The 24,658-nt window shown below is 34.1% G+C and carries 19 protein-coding genes and 2 pseudogenes; 4 read left to right on the forward strand and 17 right to left on the reverse strand.

Annotated features, from left to right (window positions below; translation table 11 throughout):
- The first annotated feature begins 474 nt into the window (after positions 1–474).
- Positions 475–1,248 (forward strand): septum site-determining protein MinD, encoded by a 774-nt coding sequence (gene minD / locus NST60_RS02855; RefSeq protein ID WP_101730115.1) that lies wholly within the window; start codon positions 475–477, stop codon positions 1,246–1,248.
- Between the two features lie 30 nt (positions 1,249–1,278).
- On the opposite strand, the gene NST60_RS02860 is transcribed toward minD, so the two are convergent.
- The 8 genes and pseudogenes from NST60_RS02860 to NST60_RS02895 all read right to left on the reverse strand — a co-directional run bounded on the left by NST60_RS02860 (position 1,279) and on the right by NST60_RS02895 (position 11,883).
- Positions 1,279–4,275, reverse strand: coding sequence for an SH3 domain-containing protein (locus tag NST60_RS02860; protein ID WP_341098117.1), 2,997 nt, complete (start codon positions 4,273–4,275; stop codon positions 1,279–1,281).
- Between the two features lie 391 nt (positions 4,276–4,666).
- Positions 4,667–5,665: an asparaginase gene (locus NST60_RS02865; protein WP_224427846.1), complete on the reverse strand. Its 999-nt coding sequence runs from the start codon at positions 5,663–5,665 to the stop codon at positions 4,667–4,669.
- A 216-nt stretch (positions 5,666–5,881) separates the two neighbouring features.
- A complete protein-coding gene (locus tag NST60_RS02870; protein ID WP_224427847.1) occupies positions 5,882–6,367 on the reverse strand; it encodes a nitroreductase family protein in 486 nt (161 codons plus the stop codon).
- 145 nt (positions 6,368–6,512) lie between these two features.
- Positions 6,513–7,697 carry a Ger(x)C family spore germination protein gene (locus NST60_RS02875; protein ID WP_224427848.1) on the reverse strand — a complete coding sequence of 395 codons (1,185 nt, stop codon included), beginning with the start codon at positions 7,695–7,697 and terminating at the stop codon, positions 6,513–6,515.
- A gap of 180 nt (positions 7,698–7,877) precedes the next feature.
- A pseudogene (locus tag NST60_RS02880) lies at positions 7,878–8,116 on the reverse strand (amino acid permease); the annotation flags it as partial.
- Between the two features lie 275 nt (positions 8,117–8,391).
- Positions 8,392–9,576 carry an NAD(P)/FAD-dependent oxidoreductase gene (locus NST60_RS02885; RefSeq protein WP_016200871.1) on the reverse strand — a complete coding sequence of 395 codons (1,185 nt, stop codon included), beginning with the start codon at positions 9,574–9,576 and terminating at the stop codon, positions 8,392–8,394.
- Positions 9,577–9,689: 113 nt separating this feature from the next.
- Positions 9,690–10,118 (reverse strand): DUF1641 domain-containing protein, encoded by a 429-nt coding sequence (locus NST60_RS02890; RefSeq protein ID WP_016200870.1) that lies wholly within the window; start codon positions 10,116–10,118, stop codon positions 9,690–9,692.
- Positions 10,119–10,638: 520 nt separating this feature from the next.
- On the reverse strand, positions 10,639–11,883 hold the full coding sequence (locus NST60_RS02895; protein ID WP_224427849.1) for an ATP-binding protein: 1,245 nt from the start codon (positions 11,881–11,883) through the stop codon (positions 10,639–10,641).
- 232 nt (positions 11,884–12,115) lie between these two features.
- Here NST60_RS02895 and NST60_RS02900 point away from each other — a divergent pair, with 232 nt between their 5' ends.
- The gene (locus NST60_RS02900) at positions 12,116–13,459 is read left to right on the forward strand and encodes an amino acid permease (RefSeq protein ID WP_016200868.1); all 1,344 of its coding nucleotides are present in this window, start codon (positions 12,116–12,118) and stop codon (positions 13,457–13,459) included.
- Between the two features lie 93 nt (positions 13,460–13,552).
- On the opposite strand, the gene NST60_RS02905 is transcribed toward NST60_RS02900, so the two are convergent.
- Complete coding sequence (locus tag NST60_RS02905) at positions 13,553–14,461, reverse strand: TetR/AcrR family transcriptional regulator (protein ID WP_016200867.1); 909 nt, start codon at positions 14,459–14,461, stop codon at positions 13,553–13,555.
- Between the two features lie 276 nt (positions 14,462–14,737).
- Here NST60_RS02905 and NST60_RS02910 point away from each other — a divergent pair, with 276 nt between their 5' ends.
- Complete coding sequence (locus NST60_RS02910; protein ID WP_016200866.1) at positions 14,738–16,270, forward strand: DHA2 family efflux MFS transporter permease subunit; 1,533 nt, start codon at positions 14,738–14,740, stop codon at positions 16,268–16,270.
- A 60-nt stretch (positions 16,271–16,330) separates the two neighbouring features.
- Here the strand turns inward: NST60_RS02910 and NST60_RS02915 are convergent, their stop codons facing one another.
- Positions 16,331–17,371 carry a 2,3-butanediol dehydrogenase gene (locus NST60_RS02915; RefSeq protein WP_016200865.1) on the reverse strand — a complete coding sequence of 347 codons (1,041 nt, stop codon included), beginning with the start codon at positions 17,369–17,371 and terminating at the stop codon, positions 16,331–16,333.
- 201 nt (positions 17,372–17,572) lie between these two features.
- Here NST60_RS02915 and NST60_RS02920 point away from each other — a divergent pair, with 201 nt between their 5' ends.
- Positions 17,573–18,460, forward strand: coding sequence for a LysR family transcriptional regulator (locus tag NST60_RS02920; RefSeq protein WP_101730122.1), 888 nt, complete (start codon positions 17,573–17,575; stop codon positions 18,458–18,460).
- A 55-nt stretch (positions 18,461–18,515) separates the two neighbouring features.
- Here NST60_RS02920 and NST60_RS02925 read toward each other — a convergent pair whose 3' ends face one another.
- The 7 genes and pseudogenes from NST60_RS02925 to NST60_RS02955 all read right to left on the reverse strand — a co-directional run bounded on the left by NST60_RS02925 (position 18,516) and on the right by NST60_RS02955 (position 24,653).
- Positions 18,516–19,121 (reverse strand): VanZ family protein, encoded by a 606-nt coding sequence (locus NST60_RS02925; protein ID WP_341098119.1) that lies wholly within the window; start codon positions 19,119–19,121, stop codon positions 18,516–18,518.
- A 16-nt stretch (positions 19,122–19,137) separates the two neighbouring features.
- Complete coding sequence (locus NST60_RS02930) at positions 19,138–19,425, reverse strand: FtsW/RodA/SpoVE family cell cycle protein (protein ID WP_084668570.1); 288 nt, start codon at positions 19,423–19,425, stop codon at positions 19,138–19,140.
- 66 nt (positions 19,426–19,491) lie between these two features.
- Positions 19,492–20,772 (reverse strand): MDR family MFS transporter, encoded by a 1,281-nt coding sequence (locus NST60_RS02935; protein ID WP_040342430.1) that lies wholly within the window; start codon positions 20,770–20,772, stop codon positions 19,492–19,494.
- 203 nt (positions 20,773–20,975) lie between these two features.
- The gene (locus NST60_RS02940; RefSeq protein WP_016200861.1) at positions 20,976–21,620 is read right to left on the reverse strand and encodes an SGNH/GDSL hydrolase family protein; all 645 of its coding nucleotides are present in this window, start codon (positions 21,618–21,620) and stop codon (positions 20,976–20,978) included.
- A 271-nt stretch (positions 21,621–21,891) separates the two neighbouring features.
- The gene (locus tag NST60_RS02945; RefSeq protein ID WP_016200860.1) at positions 21,892–22,980 is read right to left on the reverse strand and encodes a metal ABC transporter substrate-binding protein; all 1,089 of its coding nucleotides are present in this window, start codon (positions 22,978–22,980) and stop codon (positions 21,892–21,894) included.
- 18 nt (positions 22,981–22,998) lie between these two features.
- Positions 22,999–23,148, reverse strand: a pseudogene (rpmG, locus tag NST60_RS02950) (50S ribosomal protein L33).
- A 455-nt stretch (positions 23,149–23,603) separates the two neighbouring features.
- Complete coding sequence (locus NST60_RS02955) at positions 23,604–24,653, reverse strand: Gfo/Idh/MocA family protein (protein WP_016200858.1); 1,050 nt, start codon at positions 24,651–24,653, stop codon at positions 23,604–23,606.
- Positions 24,654–24,658: the final 5 nt, after the last annotated feature.

Consider the following 24,658-nt stretch of genomic DNA (forward strand, 5'->3'; position numbering starts at 1 on the left):
TAACTATGCTGAAAAAGTAAAGTGTCCTTTCTCTTTATCTACATTTACGAACACATCGAATAGGTACATACGCTCAATTTTTTTCTTCCTTTGATAATCATTTTTTCCTTAACACTTTCAGCAATCCCATAAATTATTACACCTAATCAGCCTTTTTCCCTATTACTCATCCTAAATTCTATCAAAAAAGGAGAAAAACACTCTAAACAAGTGGAAAAACCAATAGAATAGATAGTAGTTTCTACATATGGCTCTTCTACACTTTTCATATTAAAATTGTTCTGTATTACGTTCACTTTCATTCTATTGAGCGTTCCTATTAATTGATTATTTAATGTTTACATAAAGGAAAACTTCTATTAGTGGATTTTTATCCCCACTGGTTTTAGTTTAGCAAATAAACAAAACTTCTCATAAATAGGATATAAGTCATTCGACTTTTTTGTTTATTTAATTTTTAGGGGGATTTGGGGAATGAGTCGAATTATCACGATTACTTCAGGGAAAGGAGGAGTTGGGAAAACAACCGTTACTGCAAATCTAGGTAGTGCACTTGCATTAAAGGGATATAAAGTTTGCTTAATAGATGCAGACTTTGGATTACGGAATCTAGATATTCCTTTAGGCTTATCAAACCGAATTATTCTAGATATCTCTGATTATTTGCAAAAAATGTGTTCCTTTAGTCATATCATCGTTAAACATCGAACTATGAAAAATCTTCATTTGGTACCTGGTAGTAAAAAAAGATTATCGGAGATGGAGCTGAAATCATTTAGAGAAATGCTTAAACAGATAGATTCCCTGTATGATTTTATCTTAATTGATTCTCCTTCGGGATTAGAAAGCGGATTTTTTTATGCATTAGATGGAGCTCATGAAGCGATTATTGTAACTACCTCCGACAAAACTGCTTTACAGGATGCAGATAGAGTAATCGGTATATTAGAATCACAAAATGAACTGGAATTATCCTTGGTTGTAAATTCTTATAGAAATAACCAAGAAGTTGAAGATATATTACAATTATTAAATATAAATTTTCTAGGAGCCATTCCTGCAGATGTAAATATAATCGCGGCTAATAACAAAGGAAATCCGATAGCATTAGATCCTGCTATCCAATCTGGAGTGATGTTTAGAAAGATTGCACAAAATCTTTCCAAACACCATTATAACCAGACAATTGATTTACCTACTTATAACCAAACGATTTTTACACATAAGAAATTGAAGTTATCTTTTTAACATTCACGTGAACCTTAAAAAGCTTCTATTCTACTTTGAGCTTATTTGGTATGTTGGAATTTCATAGTTTAAAGTATAGGAACTTAATAGACTATATAAGTTATAGATTTGATTTACTTGTTTAGTAGCCCAGCCTATATCTGAAGCATACTGATGTGTTGCTTTTCCTGTTTTCTCAGCTGCATCAGGATTCCATCTCATTTTATATAAAGTATCCTGTCCAGCATTAACATAACCTTGAGCAATAAATTTCGCTCCACCTATAATAGCAGCTTCTGGAGTAAACCAGCCTGCATTATACGCATATTGTGCACCACTTGAAACAGCAGAGCCGTCATATGCACCAATGCCATACATATTATAAACAGTTTTACCATTAACAACAACGCCATTTGCCAAGGTAGACGTCCCGTTGCCAGTTTCTAAAAGCGCATGTGAAATCAAATAAATTTCATTTATACCATAAGCATTAGCTGCGGTTACGAAGGAAGATGCTTTTCCAGCTAAGATTCCTTTTCCAGCTAATATTTTACTATCTACTTCCTTATCATCTACATTTGCTTTTGCAGATAATTTTAGAAATTGAAGAGATTGTGTTTCACTATTAAGAAAGTTATCTGGGTTAAGATAGTATGCAGTATCCTCTTTGCTAGCACTAACCCATGATTGTGAATAATTTACCTTATACCAGTAGTAACCATCTGTTCCCTTCACTTTGGAAACGATTGTTAATACTTGCCCACTAGTTAAGGTACTTACAACAGAATAATCGGTTCCTGCTCCTCCACGTAATCTCCAGCCATTGCCGAGCACAGTTCCTTTTGTGGAATCAGCCGTTTTGAATGCAATAGCATCTTCTCTGATGTAGGTATCATACTTCTTGTCTGTTTGTGGATTTACGCTTAATTGAATATTCGTCATTTCATCTAATGTAAGGCTATAATTCACATAATTCTTATTTATCGTTGCATTAGAGGTTCCATTGCCTTTTGTAGATAAAAATTCAGTACTTACATAGCCTTCTAAATTATTAACTTTTATTTTAGACCAACCATTTTCTTCTGATTGTACAATTACTACCGTTCCAGCCGAAAGCTTGCTAAGAATTGTACCGCTTGTTGATGGTGTAGATCTTAAATTTAAACTAGATCCCGGTTGAACATTAACAATTTTTTCTACGAGTGTTGGTGTTTCTTCTGGCTGTTCCCCATCGTTTTTGTCTGTTTCCTTTTCCGGCGTATCAGGAGCAGATGTAGAAATACTTGTTAAATATTCACTGCTTACATAGCCTTCTATGTTATTTGTTTTAATTTGAGACCAGCCATTTTTTTCTGACAATACTGTTACTATTGTCCCTGCAGCTAATTTACCTTTAATCGTTCCGCTTGTGGAAGCTGTCGATCTTACATTTAAATTAGAACCAGATTGCACATTGACTTTCTTTTCTACTGTTGGTGTTTTTTCTGGCTGCTTTTCTTCATCTTTTTGGCCTGTTTCTTTTTCTGGCGTAGTCGGTGTAGAAACGCTTGTTAAATACTCGCTACTTACATAGCCTTCTAAATTATTGGTCTTGATTTGAGACCAGCCATTTTTCTCCGACAATACTGTTACTACTGTCCCTGCAGTTAGTTTGCCTTTAATCGTTCCGCTTGTGGAAGCTGTCGATCTTACATTTAAATTAGAACCAGATTGCACATTGACTTTCTTTTCTACTGTTGGTGTTTTTTCTGGCTGCTTTTCTTCATCTTTTTGGCCTGTTTCTTTTTCTGGCGTAGTCGGTGTAGAAACGCTTGTTAAATACTCGCTACTTACATAGCCTTCTAAATTATTGGTCTTGATTTGAGACCAGCCATTTTTCTCCGACAATACTGTTACTACTGTCCCTGCAGCTAATTTACCTTTAATCGTTCCGCTTGTGGAAGCTGTCGATCTTACATTTAAATTAGAACCAGATTGCACATTGACTTTCTTACTGATTTGCGTTGTAGCTTTGTCCGTTGTGCTTTTCCCACTATCTTTTTCGGTTCCTGGATTATTGTTCGTTGTATTATCAGTTATTTTCTTATCAGACAAATAACTATTGCTTACATAGCCTGTCTTCCCTGATACTGTTACTTTATCCCAACCATTTGCACTTGAAAGAACACTTACTGCAGTCCCTCTAGAAAGCTTTGTTACAATAGAACTAGTTGTATTTGCATCCTTTCTAACATTTAAAGAAGAATTTTTATCAACATTTACATACTTCGTTGTTGTTTCTTTATTAGTACTTGTATTTGTTTCTTTCGCTTGTTCTGTACTAACACTTGATTTCTTTTCTGCAAGATATTGCGTTGCTACATATCCTTGTTTTCCATACACTTCTACTTTTGCCCAACCATTCGTTTCAGAATAAACGGTTACCGGTACATCCTTTGCCAATTTAACAATAATAGAAGCGGAATTTGATGGACTATTTCTTAAGTTCAAACTCGAACCAGCAGTGACATTTACGTATTTAGTTACTTTTTTTTGTTCATTTGCTACTTCGGTTGTTTTCTTTTCCTCTGTTGGAACAGCTTTTATGTATTCGGATGCTACATATCCTTTTATTCCATTCACTTTTACTTCTGACCAGCCATTCGATTCAGAAACCACTTCTACCTTTGTGCCATTTTTAAGCTTTGTAACCACATTTCCTTTTGTAGAAGCTGATTCTCTAACATTTAAAGTAGAAGAAGGGTCAATGGAAACATATTTGATTGTACTTTCTTGCTTTGATATTAAAAAGCTTGAAGAAACATAGCCAACTTTTCCATTCGCATCCACTTTTGACCAGCCATTTGTTTCGGAAAGGACATTTACTTTTGCTCCAGCTTTTAAAGTTGTTACAATACTTGTACTTACTGATGGACCGCCCCTTACATTTAATACCGATCCTGCATTTACTTCTACATACTTGGTGTTGGAAGCAGCTTGAACCTCTTCCATGAAAAGGGGAGAAGATAATGCTGCTAGAAATACTCCAGGTACTACTACTTTTTTCACTACTACATACCTCCTAGATCTATTATCTCGGTTCATTATTAGGCATTCTTAAAACTATCATCTTATTACTAATAAATACTATTACCCCGATTATGTATTCTTTGATACCTATGATATTATCTATTATTCTACTAGTATATAATCCTTTAGTCACGTTTTTTTATGGGTTTTTAACGTTTCAGGTCAAAAGTTTTAGATAAATTGATAATACATCCATATAAAACACGATAAAAGCTGTTTCTTTAGCCACGTTTATATATTTTCTAAATATTCATATAATAAATCCGAAACAAAATTAGGTAGATAATCCTAATCTAATCAAACCCTAACTAAAAAACCTCCTATCTATCGTAAATCACGATAGAAGGAGGTTTCAACAATAATCAAGCCTTTAATTCTCCCAATCTACTGAAAGGTCATAAGCAATTTGACTTTCCATGCGGTTTTTTATTTCCTCTATCGCTAACTCGCTGCCTAATACCCACATTAATTTAGCAACAATTGCTTCAGTATTCATATCTGCTGATAAAATAACATTGTATTGAGCCACTTTTCTTCCTACTTCGTATAATAACAAGTCTTGCCCTTCTTCCAAACATTGAGTAGATATAACAACAGCAACCCCTTGACTCACCATTTCTTCCATCTTCGGCAATAAACTTCTTTCCTCAAAGGGTAATCCTCCATTACCAAAGCTTTCGATAATAACTCCTTTATAGTGGTGTTTAATAAAGTCAAAGATTTCTGGTTTCGTACCTGGATGTAGTTTTAATAAAAACACATCTGGACATATACTTATATCCACCTTCAAGTCGGTCGTCGGCTTGTCCGGTTTCCATATATAATGAATCTGACCTTCCTCTATTGTCGCGACATAGGGATGATTAATACTAGCAAAAGCATCATAGCTTTTCGTACGCATTTTTACTGCTCTCGTGCCAATAATCACTCGCCCGTCAAAGACAACAAATACGCCACCTATATCTTCTTTAGCAAAGCGAATACTATCCATTACATTTTTCTTAGCATCTGTTTGTTTAAAACTTATCGGGACCTGTGAACCTGTAATTACCACTGGTTTTTTTAGATCTTGCAGCATATAAGAAAGGGCAGCTGAGGTATACGCCAATGTATCCGTACCATGTGTAATGACAAAACCATCGTATTCATGGTAATGCTCCGCAATTGTCTTAGCCATCATGACCCAATGTTCTGGCTGCATATTCGTACTATCTCTATTCATAATGATTTCGCAAGTTACATCCACTTCGAGAATATCATTTTTAAAATATTGAAGGAGCTCTTCTGCAGACAAACCGGGTACTAGCCCTTCCTTTCCTTCTACTGAGGCAATTGTACCCCCGGTTGCAAGTAACAGCAATTTTTTCATTTACAGTCCTCCTAAATGCATTACTCCTTAAAGTATACCACTCGCAATATATACCACGTTATTATATAGACTTATATCAGTTTCCGCAATAAGAGGATTCTATCCAATTTGTGGTCTAAAAGTTAGTTTGTTTAATATCTATTAAATAGAAAAAAGAGGCGTAAGATGTTCTATTACGCCTCTCCTTATATTAAGGAATATTTTCGACTTAATCAGTTAATCTAAATAAGTAATTTTCTCTTCAATTGATGCTCGTTCTTTAGGTGCCATAATTTCGTCAGGATAACCAATTGCCAGGACTCCAGCAACTTCATAGTCTTCACTCACTCCTAATGTTTTACGTCCTAAAGAAGAGGAACCAACAGAACTCCAAAACGTTCCAACTCCTTCATCCCAAGCCTGTAGCATGAAATTTTGAATAAAACAGGATACAGCGGACAAATTTTCATCTCGCTCAATTTGGTTCCTTCCTTTATGGGATAAAACTGCAATTATCTTTGATGCATCTCCGAAGTTTGTTTTATGTTTTAGTTCTGCTCGGGTCTTTTCGCCGACAAAAAGAATCTGCCACGGTTCTGTCATCTTATGGTTCGGAGCAAATCTTGCCCGTTGTAGCCATTCCAAAATAACCCCTTTATCTACCTCTTCAGATGTAAATTTTTTTATTGTTCTTCTACTTGTGATAACCTCAGATATATTCATTTTTACCTCTCCCCTTTTTGTAAAGTCTTATTTCTTTCTATAATAACCCTATTTTTATATTTTTTAAATAATACTATTTCTTACTATTTTATTGATTTATTTTGTACTTTAGCTATAAAGCAGTCCATTATTCAAGTAACTACATTTACTTTATATCATAGCTGTTGTTTCTAAATCCACTTCTCTTTATTTCTACATTTACATGGACGTTTATCTTTGCCTCTTTAAAACCTACATCCCAATTATCTTCATATTGTTTAAAATGCTTGTAATCTTGATCTCTAAATATTTCCCCCAATCCAAATATATCAGTCACATATTCTTTTTGCATTTTTTCAATTAATTGATTAAATTCTTTTTCTAAATAACTATTAGTCAGGTCTTCAAACTCTTCAAATGCTTTTACCTTTGCAACCTTTATTGCTTTATCCGATCCATCTAGCGTAGATTCAGCATGGACATATATATCAATTTGTGGACTGCCGTTTACTTGCCTAGCTTTAATCTTTGTCTTAGAATGAATGATTCGCAAAGCAAAAAATTTTTTTTCATTATATGGAACAGTTAGAGCAGTTCGTTCCAACTTATTTTGAATCCATAATAAAATTCTTGTATCATATAAATCTAGATACCCTTGCAGCTTCCCATATTTAAAAACAGCTAAAGAATCAATTTTTGCAACTGCTCCTGGGGTCGTCGTTTTCAAATTATCCATATTGCCGCCTTTTTCTTTATCACCCTGTATTTTCATTGCTGCTAAAACTGGAACTTGCCCCTGTGATGCGTATGTACGAATAAAATCATTTAATTTAATTCCAGGTGTCCCTCCCCATTCATCTAACATATTATCCAGCTGTGGAAAAATTTTCAAAGAAGAGACTTTTTGATATTCATTCGTTATTCGCAAAAAATCAACTGCTTCTGTGTCTTTAGCTACCACTATATTAAAGTCATCCCTTATTTCTCTATCCCTGTCGAAATAATCCATAAAACTAAGAATTCCCTCTTTGGCAACTTCTTCTCCAATAATAAGCAATCGCATATGTGAAAAAACCAAATGAGTGGATACAGCAATATTGAATTTATGGGTAATTTCTCCAATTGTATCTCCTTCTATGGTATAAACAATCGCAGGGGCTAAGCCTTGAGCGGTTTTCGGATTTAATTCTGTTGCAGAGGTGCTCTCTATGGATAGTTTATATTTATAGTCATCCCCTTTATCAATTGCTATCCCTGTAACAATTGCATTTTGATTTAACTCCGATTGATCCCAACAGCCAGTTAATAAAAAGATGGATAAAATAGATATACTCAATATGTAGCGTTTCATATTTTTACTACTCCCTTAGAATCATCGATAGCTTAATTTTGTCCATCACCGTTTCATGTTATGGTGGATGAGAAAAAAATAGAAAAAGGATAATTTTATCTTTTTCACAATTTACCAATAGCTTATGAAAAAGAATGAAAATTATCCTTTCTATCCTTATAATTCTATTTATTATTTTTTTTAATGGTAAGGAACAGTTGTGGCTATTATATTTCTCTTATATAAAAGATGGGCGTTTATCCACAGACTGGATTGATTGTGTAAAATATTATGCCAACTTTTCTTTGTGATGAATTGCGGAATAAGACCTGTTACATGGATATTTGTGGTCTTCAGCTTTTTCCTCTATCAATAATAAATCTTGCTAGTGGTTTAATTAAACTTCGATAGTGTGAATGGATCGTTACTAATCGGACTTTTACGGACAGTGGATCTCCCAGCTATCTTCCTCGTACACTCATAAGCTTGAGGAGGAGTCTTACTCCCATGAAAATAAACGGTTGTCACCTCGATTTTCATCCTTGTTGGTGAAGTTTGCTTCATGGATGGGATGGCTTTCCGTTAAGAGTGGGATAAAAACGCCGATTGCATATAAGTTGTTCTGTATGTCCACCAAAGAAAATTCAATCCCTAGTTAGAATAAAAAAAGATGAGTACGGTGCTATTGCACCATATCTCATCTTTTTTACTACTATTAATAAGCTAAGCTGAATAGCCCTTTGATATGTGATAAATAACGAATATTACTTGCTTCTTTCATTAAGGAAGCTGGTAATCCCTTTAATGGAGTTGAGCTTCCACCAACGATTGCTACTCCATCTTTTCTACCAAGGCTTGCAAGTGTACCAGAGTTAATTGGATCAAATGTATCTAATGCTTTGTTTTCAAGGTAAGCATATAAATTATAACCAATCAATTCTCCCATTTGCCAAGCAATTTGAGCAGTCGGTGGTGCTGGACGACCATCTCCATCAGCAGGGAAGTATACTGCACTATCACCTGCTACAAATACATCAGGGTGAGAAGTGGATTGTAAGAATTCATTAACAGTTGCGCGACCACGGTTTACTTCCAATCCAGAAACACCAACAAGTGGATTTCCTTGTACTCCGCCAGTCCATACAAATGTATTAGCAATAATTTGTTGACCATCTTTTAGATCAATTACATTGCCTGAAACATTTGTTACTGGTAAGCCAGTTAAGAAAGTTACGCCACGTCTTTCCAAGCTTTTTGTAGCACGTTCGATTAAGTCTTCTGGTAAAACCGGAAGAATTTTCGGACCAGCTTCTACTAATAGCAATTTAATATCACGGAAATCAACGCCATATTTTCTTGTTAATCCTGGTAGGATATCTGCAAGTTCACCAACAAGTTCTACACCTGTTAGTCCGCCGCCACCGATTAAAATAGTAGCATCTTCTTGTTTTCTTGATTTTGCATATTCACGAATTCGCTCTTCTACATGATTGTAGATTTTGTTTGCATCATCTGCAGATTTAAGAACCATACTGTTCTCTTCAAGCCCTGGAATACCAAAGTATGCAGTTACACTTCCTAAAGCTACAACTAATGCATCATAAGTTAATTTAGATCCATCGCCTAAAACAACTTCTTTTGTATCCACATTGAAAGAATCAACGGAAGCAATTTTCAAATCAATATCTTTTCCTTTAAATAATTTTTCTAGTGGCATAGCAACTGCTTTTTCAGAAACATTACCTGCTGCTAAACGGTGCAATTCAGTGATAATTTGATGTGTTGGGTATTTATTAATAACGGTAACTGTCGCTTCCGCTTTACTGTAAAATTTACGAACATTTAAAGCTGCTAATAGGCCACCGTATCCAGCACCTAAAATAACGATATGTTTTGACATAGTAAATCCTCCGTCCTTATTACATTTAAAAGTATTGGCAGGCTCCCTGTCAGTTTGACAAAACAAACTCCTTTTGAAATGGCATTTCTGACTAGGCAAGACTACTTGAAAGATTATTTATTATTACGTTCTGACATAATTTGAAGATAGCTCTGTAAAAAACGGAACATCTTTTGTGCTTGTGGGTCTTTTAACATTTTCATCAACCCGAATACACCGATTGTTTCATTGCTTGCATCTGCACGATCTTTTGCTTCAATTGTAGCTGAAGCCATTCCCTTAACGGAATGAATAACTGGCTCGAACATTTCAGTCGTTGCGCCAACAATATCGCTTTTAAATACTTGGTCTTGTGATAATGATTGAACAACATCATACGTTTTAGATAAACCATTAACCATTTCAGTTAACTTTGGTAATTGCTCGATTAATGTTGTCAATGATTCTTGTACCTCAGGCTTTAACAACTGATCCAATAGGTCTTGATTTGATGTTGCAGTCAGTTGTTGCTCAGCATTTGTTTGGGCAGTAGTTTCTGACATAACTGATTCTCCTTTACTATAAGCTCTTCGCTTAAATGTTATTAACAAATTTTTTGTGATTGAGTGCACAAAAATTTGCGAAAGATAATTTTTACCAACTCTAGTTAAAATGAATGAAGGTATGTACAAATACAAATACAAATACTCTATCATGCTCTTCTTTCTATCAGTAGAAGAGGATGTACAACCTCTCCATCATTAAACTCCTTTAATATAATACCACTTTTTGAATAAAAATAAATGTAAGTTTGACAAAAAAATAGAGTTTTTTTAAACAAAAGTGAAGTTTATCACGAATATAGAGTTTAACGTCACAAAATAATCAAAATAAACAATAACTCAAAATATTTCTATTTTTTTACTCTCTCATACTATTATGCTAAAAAAACATGCTATTATTCTTTCCCACTTTATTAACATTCTTCATATACCTTCTAATTTCCTGTAAGCGTTTTTATTTTCTTCAAAAAAAATGTATGGACGGTATTGTTTATACTCTATCCATACATGTTATATATTATTATTTACTTAAGATTGGTAAATAAACAGAACACGTAGTTCCTTTGTTCATTTTGCTTTTCATCTCTATTTTCCCATTCAAATGATGTACAATATTAAAACAAACCATCGTACCAATTCCAGTTCCTTGTGTTTTCGTTGAATAAAAAGGGGTACCTAATCTGTTCAGCTCCTCTTCCGTCATCCCTTTTCCATTGTCTGCAATATTTATTTTTACATAATTCTCTGTGGTTTTTTCAGAAACAATCACTTCACCTTTTCCCTCGATTGCTTCAATAGCATTCTTAATTATATTAATAAATACTTGTAAAATTTCATCTTGCCCTGCTTCAATAATACATTCTGTTTGAACTTGATTATAAATTTTCACATTATTCAAAAGCGCATAGGGACTCATAAGCTCTTCAACTTTTTTTATAAGCTTACCTAGATTGATCTGTTCTTTTGTCCCTTCATTCGTCCGAGCCAGTGATAAATAATCATTAATTATCTTTTCTGCCCGCACCAATTCGGATGACATAAGCATAAGCATATCTTTTTGCTTCTCCGTAATATTAGATGCTTCCTTTAATAAATGAGTATATCCTTTAACAACAGTTAACGGATTTCTTATTTCATGAGCAACTGATGCAGCCATTTCTCCTATCAACCTTATTCGTTCCGTTTGTTGCATTTGTTCCTTCTTGCGCTCTTGATAAGAGAGTGACTCTATTAGATAGACAGCAATACTTAATGTAACAATATGAGATAAGTATAAATAAATAACAAATGTCCAGGTCAGCTTATTCGTAAAAAATGAAGTAGCAATTAAATCGATGCTTATTGGGACAAGCGATATTAAACAAGCAATCATTATTTTTTTTCCATAGGATTCTGCTTGCTTGTACTTCTTTATAGCTACGTACAGAATAGGTAAAGTGAGTAAAACAATGATAAGCATAACTATTAGGCCCTCATTGTACCCAATCATATATCGATAAATTGCCATCACTATCGTTGTTAATAATCCAGCCGGAAATCCTCCATACAAAAAAGCAACTAACCAAGGAATTGTCCTTAAATCATATATATGACCTGGAGCTATCTCTAAAGGAAAAGACATGGCTAAAATTAATATGATGGAACAATATACACTTGTAAAAAGAACTGTATTCTTAGTTTTCATTTTATGGAAATAATAATAATAAATAAAAATTGGTACAACATTCAATAATAAAACAAATAAGTAATTGTCAAATCTAATCATTTTTTCTCCTCTATTAAAATGAAAATCCTCACCTTATCTAAGTTACCATCTTTTCTCAATTATTTCATCAGGAAATATTTTTTTCCTTTTAGAAAAGAATTTTGGAATAGATATTGTTTCATTACGGGTTATAAGTGAAACAAATAATTGCTGAAAAAGCTGACATACTAATAGTGGTTAACAGCTCTTAATCTTTTGTAATCCCCTATCATTATTTAAAGAGGAGAAAACAATGACAAATAAAAAAGCAAACTCAAAATCAGAAGATCTTAAGTGGTGGCAACTATCATTAATTGGTGTAGGTTGTACGATTGGTACGGGCTATTTTCTTGGTTCTAGTCTAGGAATAAAGGAAACAGGCCCCTCCATTGTTTTTACATTTATCTTAGCTGCTATCGGTACGTATATTGTTTTTAACCAATTAGCAAAAATGACTGCAAAGGATCCACAAGAAGGATCGTTCTGTTACTATGCAAACAAAGCATTTGGTCCATGGGCTGGCTTTAGTTGTGGGTGGAATTATTGGTTTTCTAATATTCTAATCATGGGAAGCCAATTAACAGCGCTTTCCCTTTTATCTCAATTTTGGTTTCCCAAAATACCATTATGGGTGTTTGCCTGTATTTATGCAGTTCTTTCCTTATTTGTTGTCTTTCTAGGAACAAAAGGCTTCGATCGTGTAGAAAATTATTTGGCCATTATTAAAACAGCAGCCATCATTATGTTTATCGGTTTAGCTGCCGCTGCTGTTTTTGGGTGGATTCATGGTGGAAACGGTGATGTCTCCATTCCTCGTTCCATGGATGACATCTTTCCAAAAGGCTATAAAGGCTTCTGGATTTCATTATTATTCGCATTTTACGCTTATGGCGGAATTGAAGTCATTGGATTAATGGCGATGCAGCTGAAGGATAAAAAAGATGCACCGAAAGCCGGCACCAATATGCTTATTATTCTTGTAATTATTTATGTACTTTCATTAGGATTAGCGACAATTTTAGCTCCGCTAGATCAATTTTCGGAAAAAGAAAGTCCGTTCGTAACTGCGTTATCGGACTATCATTTAAACTTTTTCCCCCATGTTTTTAATGGCGCTATCATAATCGCTGGATTTTCCACAATGACAGCAGCTCTGTTTGGAGTAACTAGCCTTTTAGTGACAATGGCAAAAGGTGGAGATGCCCCCAAAATATTTACAAAAAAGCTAAAAAAATTCAATCAGTTACCTCTTCCTTCCTTTATTCTCGGAGGAGTTGGACTCTTTGCCTCTGTCATTGCAGCACTATTATTGCCTGGGAAAATATTCGAATATATTACAACAGCAGCCGGAATTCTTCTATTATATAACTGGACTTTCATCCTCCTTTCTTCCTTTAAAGTACTTCAAGGAAATTTGTGGGATAAATTAAAGGCGTCCTTTGGTATATTGCTCATCGCCATCGCAGTAGCAGGTACTATTATAGAAAAAGCAGTACGAATCGGCTTTTTTGTTAGTTTAGCATTTGTTTTGATCATTGCAGCTGCCACATTTTTTATGCGACATAAATTAGGTAAAAATAAACCAAGTTGTTCGTAATAGGAGCATTGTTTATTCCTTAACTGCGTTAAGCTTGCAAACCAAAACGGGAAAAGTCAGTTAACACTTTGACTTTTCCCTTATCCGTAGGTATTAACGATTCTGTTTGGAGAATACTTTCTCAATTCTTGCCGCAAGTGTAACCACTGTTTCGGTAAATGGCGTATCTTTCACTTCCAGCGATAAGGATTTCAATGTACTTTCTAAAATAAAATACCTAGGATATCTCATCTCTATTTCTTCTTCAATAAACTCTAACAATTGATCCATTTTTTCTTGAGTTTGAAAAAATTCTTCAGCTCTTTTTAAATCTGCTTTCAATTTATAAAGCAAACAAAGAATTTCCTTTTTTCCAGAATCATGATCTTTTAATGATTGTACATTAATCAAATTGTAAAGCGTCTCTGGCTTTAAAAGAACATCCTTAGAATGAGATAATTGTTTTACCATCTCTAAAATTCGATTTACACAATACTGAACAATTTGATGAATATTGGCGTGCTCCTGATAAACTAAGCTATGCATATAAATAGTAGAATGAATCATTCCCATTAACAGGATGGAGCAATCTACTAAATAGTTTCTGCTTGTTGGTCCACAAACATCCATTAACCGATTGTACACCCAGTTTAACTCATGCACTCTTCTGTTTTTTATATAGCCTTTCAATTCTTCATCATTTGTAAAAAGAATTTCTTCAAATAAAGAAATTATCTTATATTGGTTATTTGTCTTAATTAGCATTTCTATTTGTTTTATAAATAGAACACTATCAGCTTTATCCTGCCCTATAAGCAATTGTTTCCTTTGCCATTCCAATTCTGTATAAATGTTTTTGAAAATAGAAATTAACAATTCATTTTTACTGGAAAAGTAATTATAAAAAGTCCCCTTTGAAATATTACTTGCAGCTAGTATATCTTGAATCGATGTGTGCTGAAATCCATTTTCAATAAATAATTCATGCGCTTTATCCATAACATGCTTTTTACGTTTGTTCATTTAACCACCTTGATAATAAATTTAGACTGCTGGTTCAATTTATATACTAGGTTATTTAGAGAAGAATTACAATCATTTCTCTTTAAGATATGGTGGTAAAACATTGTTTTAATAAGGTTTTTTTCAATTAAATAAAAGCGAATTGTAAAGAAATTATTTTTTATTTAGGGATTCTAAACATTTTTATTGCAATATTTATACTACAGGTATATTATTATTTAGGCTTAGATCCAATGGATAAAAAGAACGTAGAGTTCATAGGGAGGAATTGTTTTAATGAACACAAATGCAACATCGAATGAAAAAAAACCGCCATATGGCATTATCGTTATTTTAATGGCGGGTGCCTTTGTCGCATTTCTAAATTCAACACTATTAAATATTGCTTTACCATCTATTAGTGCAGACTTCAAGGTTGATCCTTCGGTTGGTCAATGGCTTGTTACAGGATATATGCTTGTAAATGGAATTATGATTCCAACCTCTGCATTTTTAATTCAAAAATACTCGACAAGAAGATTATTTATTACAGCAATGTCTCTATTTGTAGCCGGTACATTAATGGCTGGAATAGCACATTCCTTCCCAATTTTGTTGCTTTCTCGAATGATACAGGCTTCTGGTTCATCCATTATGATGCCTGTTTTAATGAACTTTTTGTTGACTAGCTTTCCAATAGAAAGACGCGGGAGTGCAATGGGGATTTTTGGTCTTATTATGACATTTGCTCCAGCAATTGGTCCTACTTTATCAGGATATATCGTGGAACATTATGAATGGAGAATGTTGTTCTATGTTGTATCGCCTTTTGCTATCATGGTCTTAGTCTTAGCAATTTTCAAACTTAAAGATAAAAAAGAAAAAACAGATATTCATATCGACCGCCTATCTGTCCTTTTATCAAGCTTAGGGTTCGGTGGATTACTATACGGATTTAGTTCTGCTGGAACAAAGGGATGGAGTAGCATTCATGTATATGGAACTTTAATTATTGGTCTAATAGCGCTAATTTTCTTTGTGCTTCGTCAATTAAAAATGACTGCTCCCATGCTTGAGTTCCGAATCTTCAAGTATCCATTATTTTCTTTGTCAGCGATCATTACGGTTGTAGTAAACATTGCACTATTCTCTGCAATGCTACTTATGCCAATGTATATTCAAACAGTTAGAGGTATCTCACCTTTCCATTCGGGTCTATTATTATTACCTGGTGCGATTATCATGGGGATCATGTCTCCGATTACGGGCAGGCTTTTTGATAAATATGGTGCAAGAACACTAGCCTTAGTAGGTTTAGCACTTACGGCTTTCACAACTTATATGTTTAGTCAATTATCCATGACCACAACTATTACTACACTTGTGATTATCTATTCCTTACGTATGTTTGGTATGTCTATGGTTATGATGCCAATTATGACAAATGGATTAAATGAATTACCATCTAGAATGAATCCTCATGGTACAGCTTTAAATAATACGTTGTCTCAGGTTTCAGGTGCGATAGGTTCTGCAGTGATGATAACCATCATGTCTCAACGTACAAAAACACATGGTGAGGAATTAGCGCAAGAAGCAATGCAAAAAATGAGTAATACAACTACTCAACCAAGCCCAGAAGCAATTGCAACCATGCAAGAGCAGCTTGGAATGAAAGCAATGCTTGAGGGAATTAATGATGCATTTCTTATTTCCGTTGGTATCGTAATTGTAGCACTTGTGCTTGCCATGTTTGTCAAACGTGCGGTTCCACCAAAAGAGTTAGATGAACAAACTGGTCCAACAGAAATGAATGAAGCAGTTGAATGAGAATATAATAGAAACAAGGATATCCATTTTCCGGAAATCCTTGTTTTTAAATTCTATCATTTATTCTGCACTTACTAAAATCTTCACTTGATTTTTTTCGGAAATCAATGATTGAAACCCTTCTTCAATAACATCATCTAATTTAATTTTTTTCGTCACTAATTTATCAGCTGAAAAATATCCTTTTCTCATTAAATTCAGCACACTAGGAAATACATCTCGATAACCAATAATTCCCTTAATAGTACGTTCTTTAATGACGATATCATTAGGAAGGATTTCCGCCCCTTTTTCCCAAATACTAACAATGACTGTTTCCCCTGCAATGGAAGTAGATTGAATAGCTTGTTTTAAAACTACTGGTACTCCAGTTACTTCAAAAGATACATCTACACCACCATTTGTACGATGAATAAGTTCTGCTACAACATCTTCGTATTCAGCTGGATTTATAACGATCGCTCCAAGTTCTTCTGCTTTCGCCTGACGTTCTGGAGAAAGCTCCACTGCATAAATATCTGTTGCACCTGCTGCTTTCAACGCTTCTATTACGAGTAAGCCAATTGGACCACAACCAAAAACGGCTGCCGTATCTCCTGCCTGAACTTTACTTGAACGAACAGCATACAAAGCTACAGCTGAAGGCTCCACTAATGCTCCTTGCTCATAGGACAATTCATCTGGCAATTTATGAAGTAATTCTGTATCGACAGAGACATATTCAGAGAAACCTCCACCTCCACCTGCTAAACCAAGGAATCCCATATTCTCATCTAAATTATAAGCACCTTGGTGGCCATGTGTCGCAAAAATAGGTTCAACAACCACACGATCACCTACTTGATAGTCGCTTACTCCTTCTCCAATTTCCACTATTTCTCCTGAAAATTCATGCCCTAATGTAACAGGTGCTATTTCATTTGTTAAAGGATGTGGTTGATCTACCGGAATAAAGATAGGTCCACCTAAATATTCATGTAAATCACTGCCACAAATACCACACCATTTTACTTTAATTTTCACCTTTCCTTGTGCTACTTGCGGTTCTTCTATATTTTCTAATCGAATATCCTTTTGATTATGCCATCTTAAAGCTTTCACTACCAAACATCCCCTGACTTAAATAGTTTTATAGCTTATCTACTATTTTTCCTAGCTATTTGTTATTTAAGGCCTTAAAAACTTAAGTTTCAGAAACAATTTAATTATAGTACTTATGTTATTAATTTAAAATTATATTATAATTAACTATAGTTAACTGTTACTTAACTATAATCTATCATTTTCGGAAAGGGATTATTTATGAATATAGAGCAATTAAAATATATAGTAGAAATCTCAAATGCTGGCTCATTAAAAACGGCTGCTCAAAAATTAAATATTTCTTTACCTGCTCTTAGTCAATCTGTGACAAAGCTGGAAAAAGAATTGAGCATTACCATTTTTCATCGTTCAAGAAAAGGAACACATCCAACAGGCGAAGGAAAAATTCTTATTCAAAAAGCTAACGAAGTACTGGAGAAATTACAAGCGTTTTTCGATGAAGCCGAAAAGTTTACACATACATTAAAAGGCGAGTTAAAAATCGCTACTTTTCCAGGTCCATTGGATTTGCTGGCAGATCAAATAACTTTGTATAAAAAAGATTTTCCGTTCACCAAGGCTTCTATAGAAGAGGATAATTCTCAGCATATTATTGAAAAAGTTATAAAGGAAGAAGTAGATATTGGTTTCATTCTATATACGGAAGAAGATATCAAGAATAACAAAAACATACGTTTTCATAAATTATATAATGGATGTATGGTTGTTGCAGTAAATAAGAAGTCTCCTTTAGCAAACAATTCGTACATCACCGAGAAAATGCTAGAGAATCAACCAATTATTTTATATAACGATCATTCTATCTTAGACTTTGTCCAAAACTTAGATGTTTTAGAACATAAAATGGAAATCTTATTTACCACCAACAATGTAGAAACTATTCGATATGCATTAGAAAGAAATACGGCCATAAATATAGGCTACGATTATGCTTTTAAAACAATAACTGGTTTAGCAAACAATAACAGCTATGTCACACTACCATTTGTAGATACGATAAAAAACAACTATTACTTTGGATATATTTATCCTGCGCATAAAGGAATTACTCAGGTTACTAAAGAGTTTTTAAAAAGGTTAACATAAGGTGTTAAAAATTAACCATTAGTGACACCGAAAGGGCACATATAAATCAATTTTGCTAGTCTTTAATATCAACAAATGCTTTTCCCTTATGAAAAAGATTATGGTGGATTTTATATAGGAAAAAACCAAAAATAATCCCTAACATATTTAAAATAACATCATCAATATCGGTACTTCTTCCAATAAATAATTGGGTAATCTCTATAAATAACGGAATGCAAATGGACATCCAAAGTAATGACGTAAACTTTCTAAATATGCTCCATAATAATGGCAGGAAAATTCCAAATGGGACAAAGACAAGAACGTTTCCCAATAGATTGACTAGAGAAACCTGTTGCCAATTAATAACTTGATCATTTGAAAAAGCTAAGTAAGAATAAATCGTTGAAAAAGGAATAAGATTAATGCTTCTTACCCCCTCTGTCATTTGAATAGAAAGTTGCTGTTTTCCATCCTCTCCAATCGTCATATACCAATGGGGAATAATGGTCTGTGATGCTACCCCAATACAGAACATGACAAATAGAAAGAGAAGGCTTTCCTTGATCCATTGTATTTGTTGTTTTTTACATTTGACATATAAATACCGAATTAATAGATAAATCGGTGCTCCCATTAATATATAAATAACCATTGCCTCAAGATACATTCGAATCATACCGTTCCCCCAAATACTATTGAAAATTTTTTCTGCGAATAACGCTTAATATTAGACCAATTAATAATGCATTAATAACGGTTGGCACAACACCATAACTTATAAATGGCAAGGATAAAGAAATAACTGGTAGAAACCCCATGCACATTCCAAGGTTATAAATGACTTGGACACTATACAACGTGATAGATCCTATTAATAGAAATTTTGCATATTGATTCTTTATTTTTTTGACATTAAACTTTCTTATCTTACTATTAGACGAAAGACTAAAGGAAAAAGTTTGGATAAAAAGGAAAATTATTTAAAAAAAACAAAACCTCCCCGTAATTGACTTATAGCCACTTGCGGGGAGGAAACTTGCAGTCCTTTATAATTGTTTCACAGCTTGTAGATTTCTTTTTTTCGTTTCGAATTGTTTGAACATCACATAATAAATAAAAGCACTTATTACGGCTAGTATTGCGATAATTAGGAATGTCCATTCGAATCCGAACCATGCACTCATTGGAATCGATAGTGGTGCAATCATTTTTGAAAAAGTAAACCTGAGACTTGCTGCTGCAAAATATTTTCCTCGTTGGTTATCTGGAGCAATTTCGGAAATAAAGCTTTGTTGAATTCCTGCTGTCATCAATTCTGCAAAACTAAATAGCAGCATTGCGAACATTAGTCCCCAAATTAAATTTGTTTGGCTAAACATAATAACAGCCGTTGCATAAATAAAGGAAGAAACAATAAAAACATTCTTCTCTTTGAATTTAGCCATCCATCTTGTCACCATAATCGTAAATAAAGCTACTACTAATCCATTTTCCGCTAAAATTAATCCAAAAGCCTGTGTACTTTGAATTTCTAACGACCAATTCCCGATGGAAATTAAGTTTTGCGTAGCAACCATTTCATCAACATATACTGGTAATAATAAATCTAATTGCATAAAGGTTTGCCCAATTAATATGCCTGCTAAAATGAACAATAAGAAAGTGCGGTCTCTTACAATTACTTGATAGTCTTTTAACTGCGTACCAAGTGCCATTATCCAATTCTTTTTCGTACGATCTAGCTCTTTATATGGCGGAGCTGTTTCAGCAATCCAAATTTTTAAAACAATACTTAATAGGATATTTAATAGTCCAGCTGCTAAAAGGAGAAAGAAGCGATAATCTTTATAAAAGAAGCCTCCTAGTATCGGACCAATTACTACTGCTATATTAGTAGACGTATAGAAAATAGCAAAAACGCTGCTACGATCCTTCTCTTTTACTACATCAGCCACCATCGCCTGACTTGCTGGCCAATAAATACTAGTAAACAGGCTAACAATAGTAAAACAGATAAAACTAATGGCCGGAGAATCAAGCCAAGGAGAACTTGCTAGAGCAAAAATTAGATATGCAATCCCTTGCGCCATGCTTGATATGACCATCATTTTCTTTCTACCGAATTTATCTGCATAATAGCCGCCAAGCAAATTAGCGACAACAGAAAAAGCTTGAGAAAGTATTAATAAGAACCCAGCAATTGATTTTCCAAAGGATTCAGTAAAATATATCGCTAAAAACGGAAAAAACATCCAAAATGTAACATTAACCGTTGATTCACCAGCAAGACGAATCTTTAAATTTCGATCCCAATCTCTAAGTCGCATCGCCATGATAGTTATTCACTCTCTTTCTATTTGCTTCCCCTATCATACCTTGATATTTCGGTTTAGGAAAGACTTTCTTTTCTAATAATGGAATCTTTGCAAAATTAGCCCAGCTGCTCTTTTTCTATTGCTTAAATCAGATATTTAATAGAAAAACAAAGAGGCTTGCTTTCTAGTAACAAGACCTCTTTTTTAAAGAAGATTTATAAAGTCTTCTTTTTTGCTTCCATATATTTGTTATAAGCTTTTAACCAGGTTTGCGCCATTAACATATTTCCAGCAGAATTCATATGTACACCATCTGTCGTTAATACTTGATGATTTTGTTTTTGTAAATACTCTATAAATACTTGATGTGTTGGGACAACTGTCGCACTATATCTTTCTGCTAGTTGATGAATCACTTCTACATAATCCTTTAATAAAATATTGCCTTCTGCTTCCATCTTTTCTTCAATAATTGTTGGTTCCATCAAAAAGATACTGGCTTCAGTATTCTTAGTTACCTGTTTTAATAACCGATCATAGATTTCTCTAAATCTCACTGGAGTCACTTGTTTCCATTCAGGATGATCTAATTGCCTCCACACATCATTAATCCCAATCGATATTGATACTAGATTGGGACATAAGGATAGAACATCCGCTTCCCAACGTTGCTCTAGATCAGGGATTCTATTACCATTTATTCCTTTATTAAAAATAATTGGTAATTCTTCTGGTTGATTAATAACAAAGTAGTCTTTAATATAACGAACGTATCCATAACCAATCTGCTCACTATCTTCAAATTTCCCTGCCTGTGTAATACTATCACCAATAAACACAATCCGTTGATTTGCGACCATCTATACCCCTCCATAAAACGGTTTCATTTATACAATAGCACGCTTATCTTGAGCAAATCAACAGCCAATATATACTACATTAAAAGCCTCTATTGGAGCTTAAGAAAACTCCCATAGAGGCTTAAATAAAGTGAAACTTCCTTCCCCACTGATGGTTAGTTGAACCAATCGGACCTTTACGGGCAGTTGATCTCCCACCTTTCTTCCTCGTGTTCTCCTAAGCTTGAGGGGGGAGTCTTACTGTCCGTTAAGAGTAGGATAAACGATTCGATTATTGTTGAGCTTGAACAATTTTTTCTAAATTGCGTTCCATTACCTTAATATAATCTAATCCATTTTCTTCATCTTCTTTACTTAACACTTCTAAAGTGCTTAGCACCTCAGTTTTTGCACCAATTTCAGATGCCAGAGTATCAGCTACTTTTTTAGATGCAGTTTCTTCAAAATAGATAACACTAATATCATGTTCTTTTGCAAATTCTTTTAATTCAGCTAATCTTTGTGCATTTGGTTCTTGTTCTGGTGATAATCCTGCAATCGGCACTTGTGTAAGTCCATATTCACTAGCCAAATACCCAAATGCAGCGTGCTGTGTAATCATTTCTTTTTTTTCTACTTTGCTTAAAGCATCGTTATATTTTTGGTCAAGTGCAGATAATTCAGCAATATATTTTTCACTATTTTGTTGATATGTTTCCTTATTATCTGGGTCTGCTTCGATTAAACTTTCAGTAATTGTTTCTACTTCTTTAATCGCTAATGCTGGACTTAACCACACATGCGGATCTTTCTCATGGCTATGCTCGTGGGCCTCTCCTTCACTTTCATGGTCATGTTCTGCCTCTTCACTCTCATGATCATGTTCTGCCTCTTCGCCCTCATGGTCATGGTCTGCTTCTTCACTCTCATGATCATGATCTGCCTCTTCACCCTCATGTTCATGGTCTGCTTCTTCACTCTCATGATCATGTTCATCGGTAATACCCTCTTTTAATGTTATACTTTTACTAGCCTCAACAAATACTGTTTCCTTATTATCAACTGCCGACTTAATTGTATCGATAAAACTTTCCATATATACACTGTTAAAGATAAATAAATCTGAAGCTTGTACATTAGCTATATCTTTCGGAGTTGGCTCCCAACCATGTGGTTCCTGATTAGAAGGAATAAGTAATTTTACATCCGCTTTATCGCCTGCAATATTTTTCGTAAATTCATACATAGGATAAAAAGTAGTCATAATTTGTAGCTTTTCTTTGTTTGCTCCACTTGACTCATCATTATTCCCTTTCCCACATGCTGCTATTACCAATACTGCAAGTAACATAATACTAACTAATTTAAATTTTTTCCCCATTTTTTTCACCCAACCTTTTTATTTACTTTCTTTATGCAAAGTTTTTCGTTTTAATCGTGGACTATATTTCATAAGTTCTAACCGATCTGGATTATTTCACTTATTTTTTGTTGTAATATAATTGCGGTCTCCTGTTTCTGTACAAACAAGTGTTATATTTACTCTCATAATTACCATACCTTTCTTTATTCATATCCTTATTATTCTAGTGCCATGCAGGAGTAGGATTCTTGAATAAATCCCATCCTGCATGGCAGTTATGTACTTTGACGGATCCTTCCCCCACCTAGTTTCCTCGATTCCCCTCAGTTTTGAGGTGGTGGTCTTACTGCACATTAAGAGTGGGATAAACTCCTATCCACACAAATCGAAATTATTACGATTTAAAATATTAAATTAGAAATATAAAAGATTGTTTCATCGACTATACTATATTAACCGTAACGATTACGATTTGTAAAGTGTTTTTTTATATTTTTTTTCGATAAGTTTCTCATTACAAAAAAGGTTTTTAGAGTAGCAGAATGACTTTTAAAAGAAAAAAGCTATATCTTCCGAAATTTACGGAATTAATATAGCTTTTTCGAAAATTTAAACTTTGAAATATTTAGTAATTAGTTTTTTTATAACGTTTCAACTGTCGATTTAAAATAAACACGTTCTTTTTTCTTCCCAGATTCATATACAGCACAGATCATTTTTTGTGTTTTTAATGCTTCTTCTCCTGTTATATCTAATGGAGTTCCATTTACTAACGAATCATAAAAATTATTGATTTGTTTTACATGACTTACTCCCCAATATCCTTTTACACCATTTTCATAATGAAAAGTTTCCTGAGGGTTATTGTCTGCAATAAATTCTCTTCCATCCAGTAGACGTACAGTTGCCCGATCCGCAACCATTTTGGCAATTCCCTTTTCACAGTGCAGCTCTATTTCAACCGGAGCATCATACGTATAATAATTAATTGCATGAAAAGCAGTCACGATCCCTTTTTTATAGGCAATAACTCCTTCTGCTGCATCTTCTACTTCAATTATTTCATGGGCCCGATTGCTTATGGATGCATCTACATACTTAATCTCATCATTTATAAACCATCGCATTAAATCCATTGTATGGATTGCCTGATCGATTATTACCCCACCTCCTTCTTTTTCCCATGTACCTTTCCAATCACTTTTTTGATAATATTCATCAGAACGATCCCATGTTACAGATAGCTTTCCGGACTTTACTGTACCAAGTTCTCCATTTTCTAACATTTTCTTTATTAGCTGTGATCCAGGATTATAGCGATTTTGGAAAATGACACCAAGGGTTACCTCATTTTCTTTCGCTGTTTCTACCATTTCTACAGCATCATCATAGTGAATAGACATCGGTTTTTCTGTTAAAATATGAATCTGTCTTTTCGCAGCTTCAATTGCCACCGGTGCATGCAGATGATGTGGTAAACAAATATGCAAAACATCTAGATTTTCTTTTTCAAACATTTCTTGATAGTTTGTATAGGCGGCACAATGATAGATTTTCGCTTTCTCTTCTGCTCGTTCAGACTTTACATCACAAACTGCAACTAACTCTGCATCTTCTCTTGATACGATTGATTGTGCATGCATAGGAAAAATATTACCACACCCGATAATCGCTACCTTTAATTTGGACATTTTTC

It is taken from the genome of Niallia sp. FSL W8-1348, assembly GCF_038006745.1.
Taxonomy (GTDB): domain Bacteria; phylum Bacillota; class Bacilli; order Bacillales; family Cytobacillaceae; genus Niallia; species Niallia alba.

Excerpts from the sequence above, each read along its gene's own strand:
- minD (WP_101730115.1), top strand. The coding sequence starts at position 475 with ATGAGTCGAATTATCACGATTACTTCAGGGAAAGGAGGAGTTGGGAAA.
- NST60_RS02865 (WP_224427846.1), bottom strand. The coding sequence starts at position 5,665 with ATGAAAAAATTGCTGTTACTTGCAACCGGGGGTACAATTGCCTCAGTA.
- NST60_RS02870 (WP_224427847.1), bottom strand. The coding sequence starts at position 6,367 with ATGAATATATCTGAGGTTATCACAAGTAGAAGAACAATAAAAAAATTT.
- NST60_RS02875 (WP_224427848.1), bottom strand. The coding sequence starts at position 7,697 with ATGAAACGCTACATATTGAGTATATCTATTTTATCCATCTTTTTATTA.
- NST60_RS02885 (WP_016200871.1), bottom strand. The coding sequence starts at position 9,576 with ATGTCAAAACATATCGTTATTTTAGGTGCTGGATACGGTGGCCTATTA.
- NST60_RS02890 (WP_016200870.1), bottom strand. The coding sequence starts at position 10,118 with ATGTCAGAAACTACTGCCCAAACAAATGCTGAGCAACAACTGACTGCA.
- NST60_RS02895 (WP_224427849.1), bottom strand. The coding sequence starts at position 11,883 with ATGATTAGATTTGACAATTACTTATTTGTTTTATTATTGAATGTTGTA.
- NST60_RS02900 (WP_016200868.1), top strand. The coding sequence starts at position 12,116 with ATGACAAATAAAAAAGCAAACTCAAAATCAGAAGATCTTAAGTGGTGG.
- NST60_RS02905 (WP_016200867.1), bottom strand. The coding sequence starts at position 14,461 with ATGAACAAACGTAAAAAGCATGTTATGGATAAAGCGCATGAATTATTT.
- NST60_RS02910 (WP_016200866.1), top strand. The coding sequence starts at position 14,738 with ATGAACACAAATGCAACATCGAATGAAAAAAAACCGCCATATGGCATT.
- NST60_RS02920 (WP_101730122.1), top strand. The coding sequence starts at position 17,573 with ATGAATATAGAGCAATTAAAATATATAGTAGAAATCTCAAATGCTGGC.
- NST60_RS02925 (WP_341098119.1), bottom strand. The coding sequence starts at position 19,121 with ATGATTCGAATGTATCTTGAGGCAATGGTTATTTATATATTAATGGGA.
- NST60_RS02935 (WP_040342430.1), bottom strand. The coding sequence starts at position 20,772 with ATGCGACTTAGAGATTGGGATCGAAATTTAAAGATTCGTCTTGCTGGT.
- NST60_RS02940 (WP_016200861.1), bottom strand. The coding sequence starts at position 21,620 with ATGGTCGCAAATCAACGGATTGTGTTTATTGGTGATAGTATTACACAG.
- NST60_RS02945 (WP_016200860.1), bottom strand. The coding sequence starts at position 22,980 with ATGGGGAAAAAATTTAAATTAGTTAGTATTATGTTACTTGCAGTATTG.
- NST60_RS02955 (WP_016200858.1), bottom strand. The coding sequence starts at position 24,653 with ATGTCCAAATTAAAGGTAGCGATTATCGGGTGTGGTAATATTTTTCCT.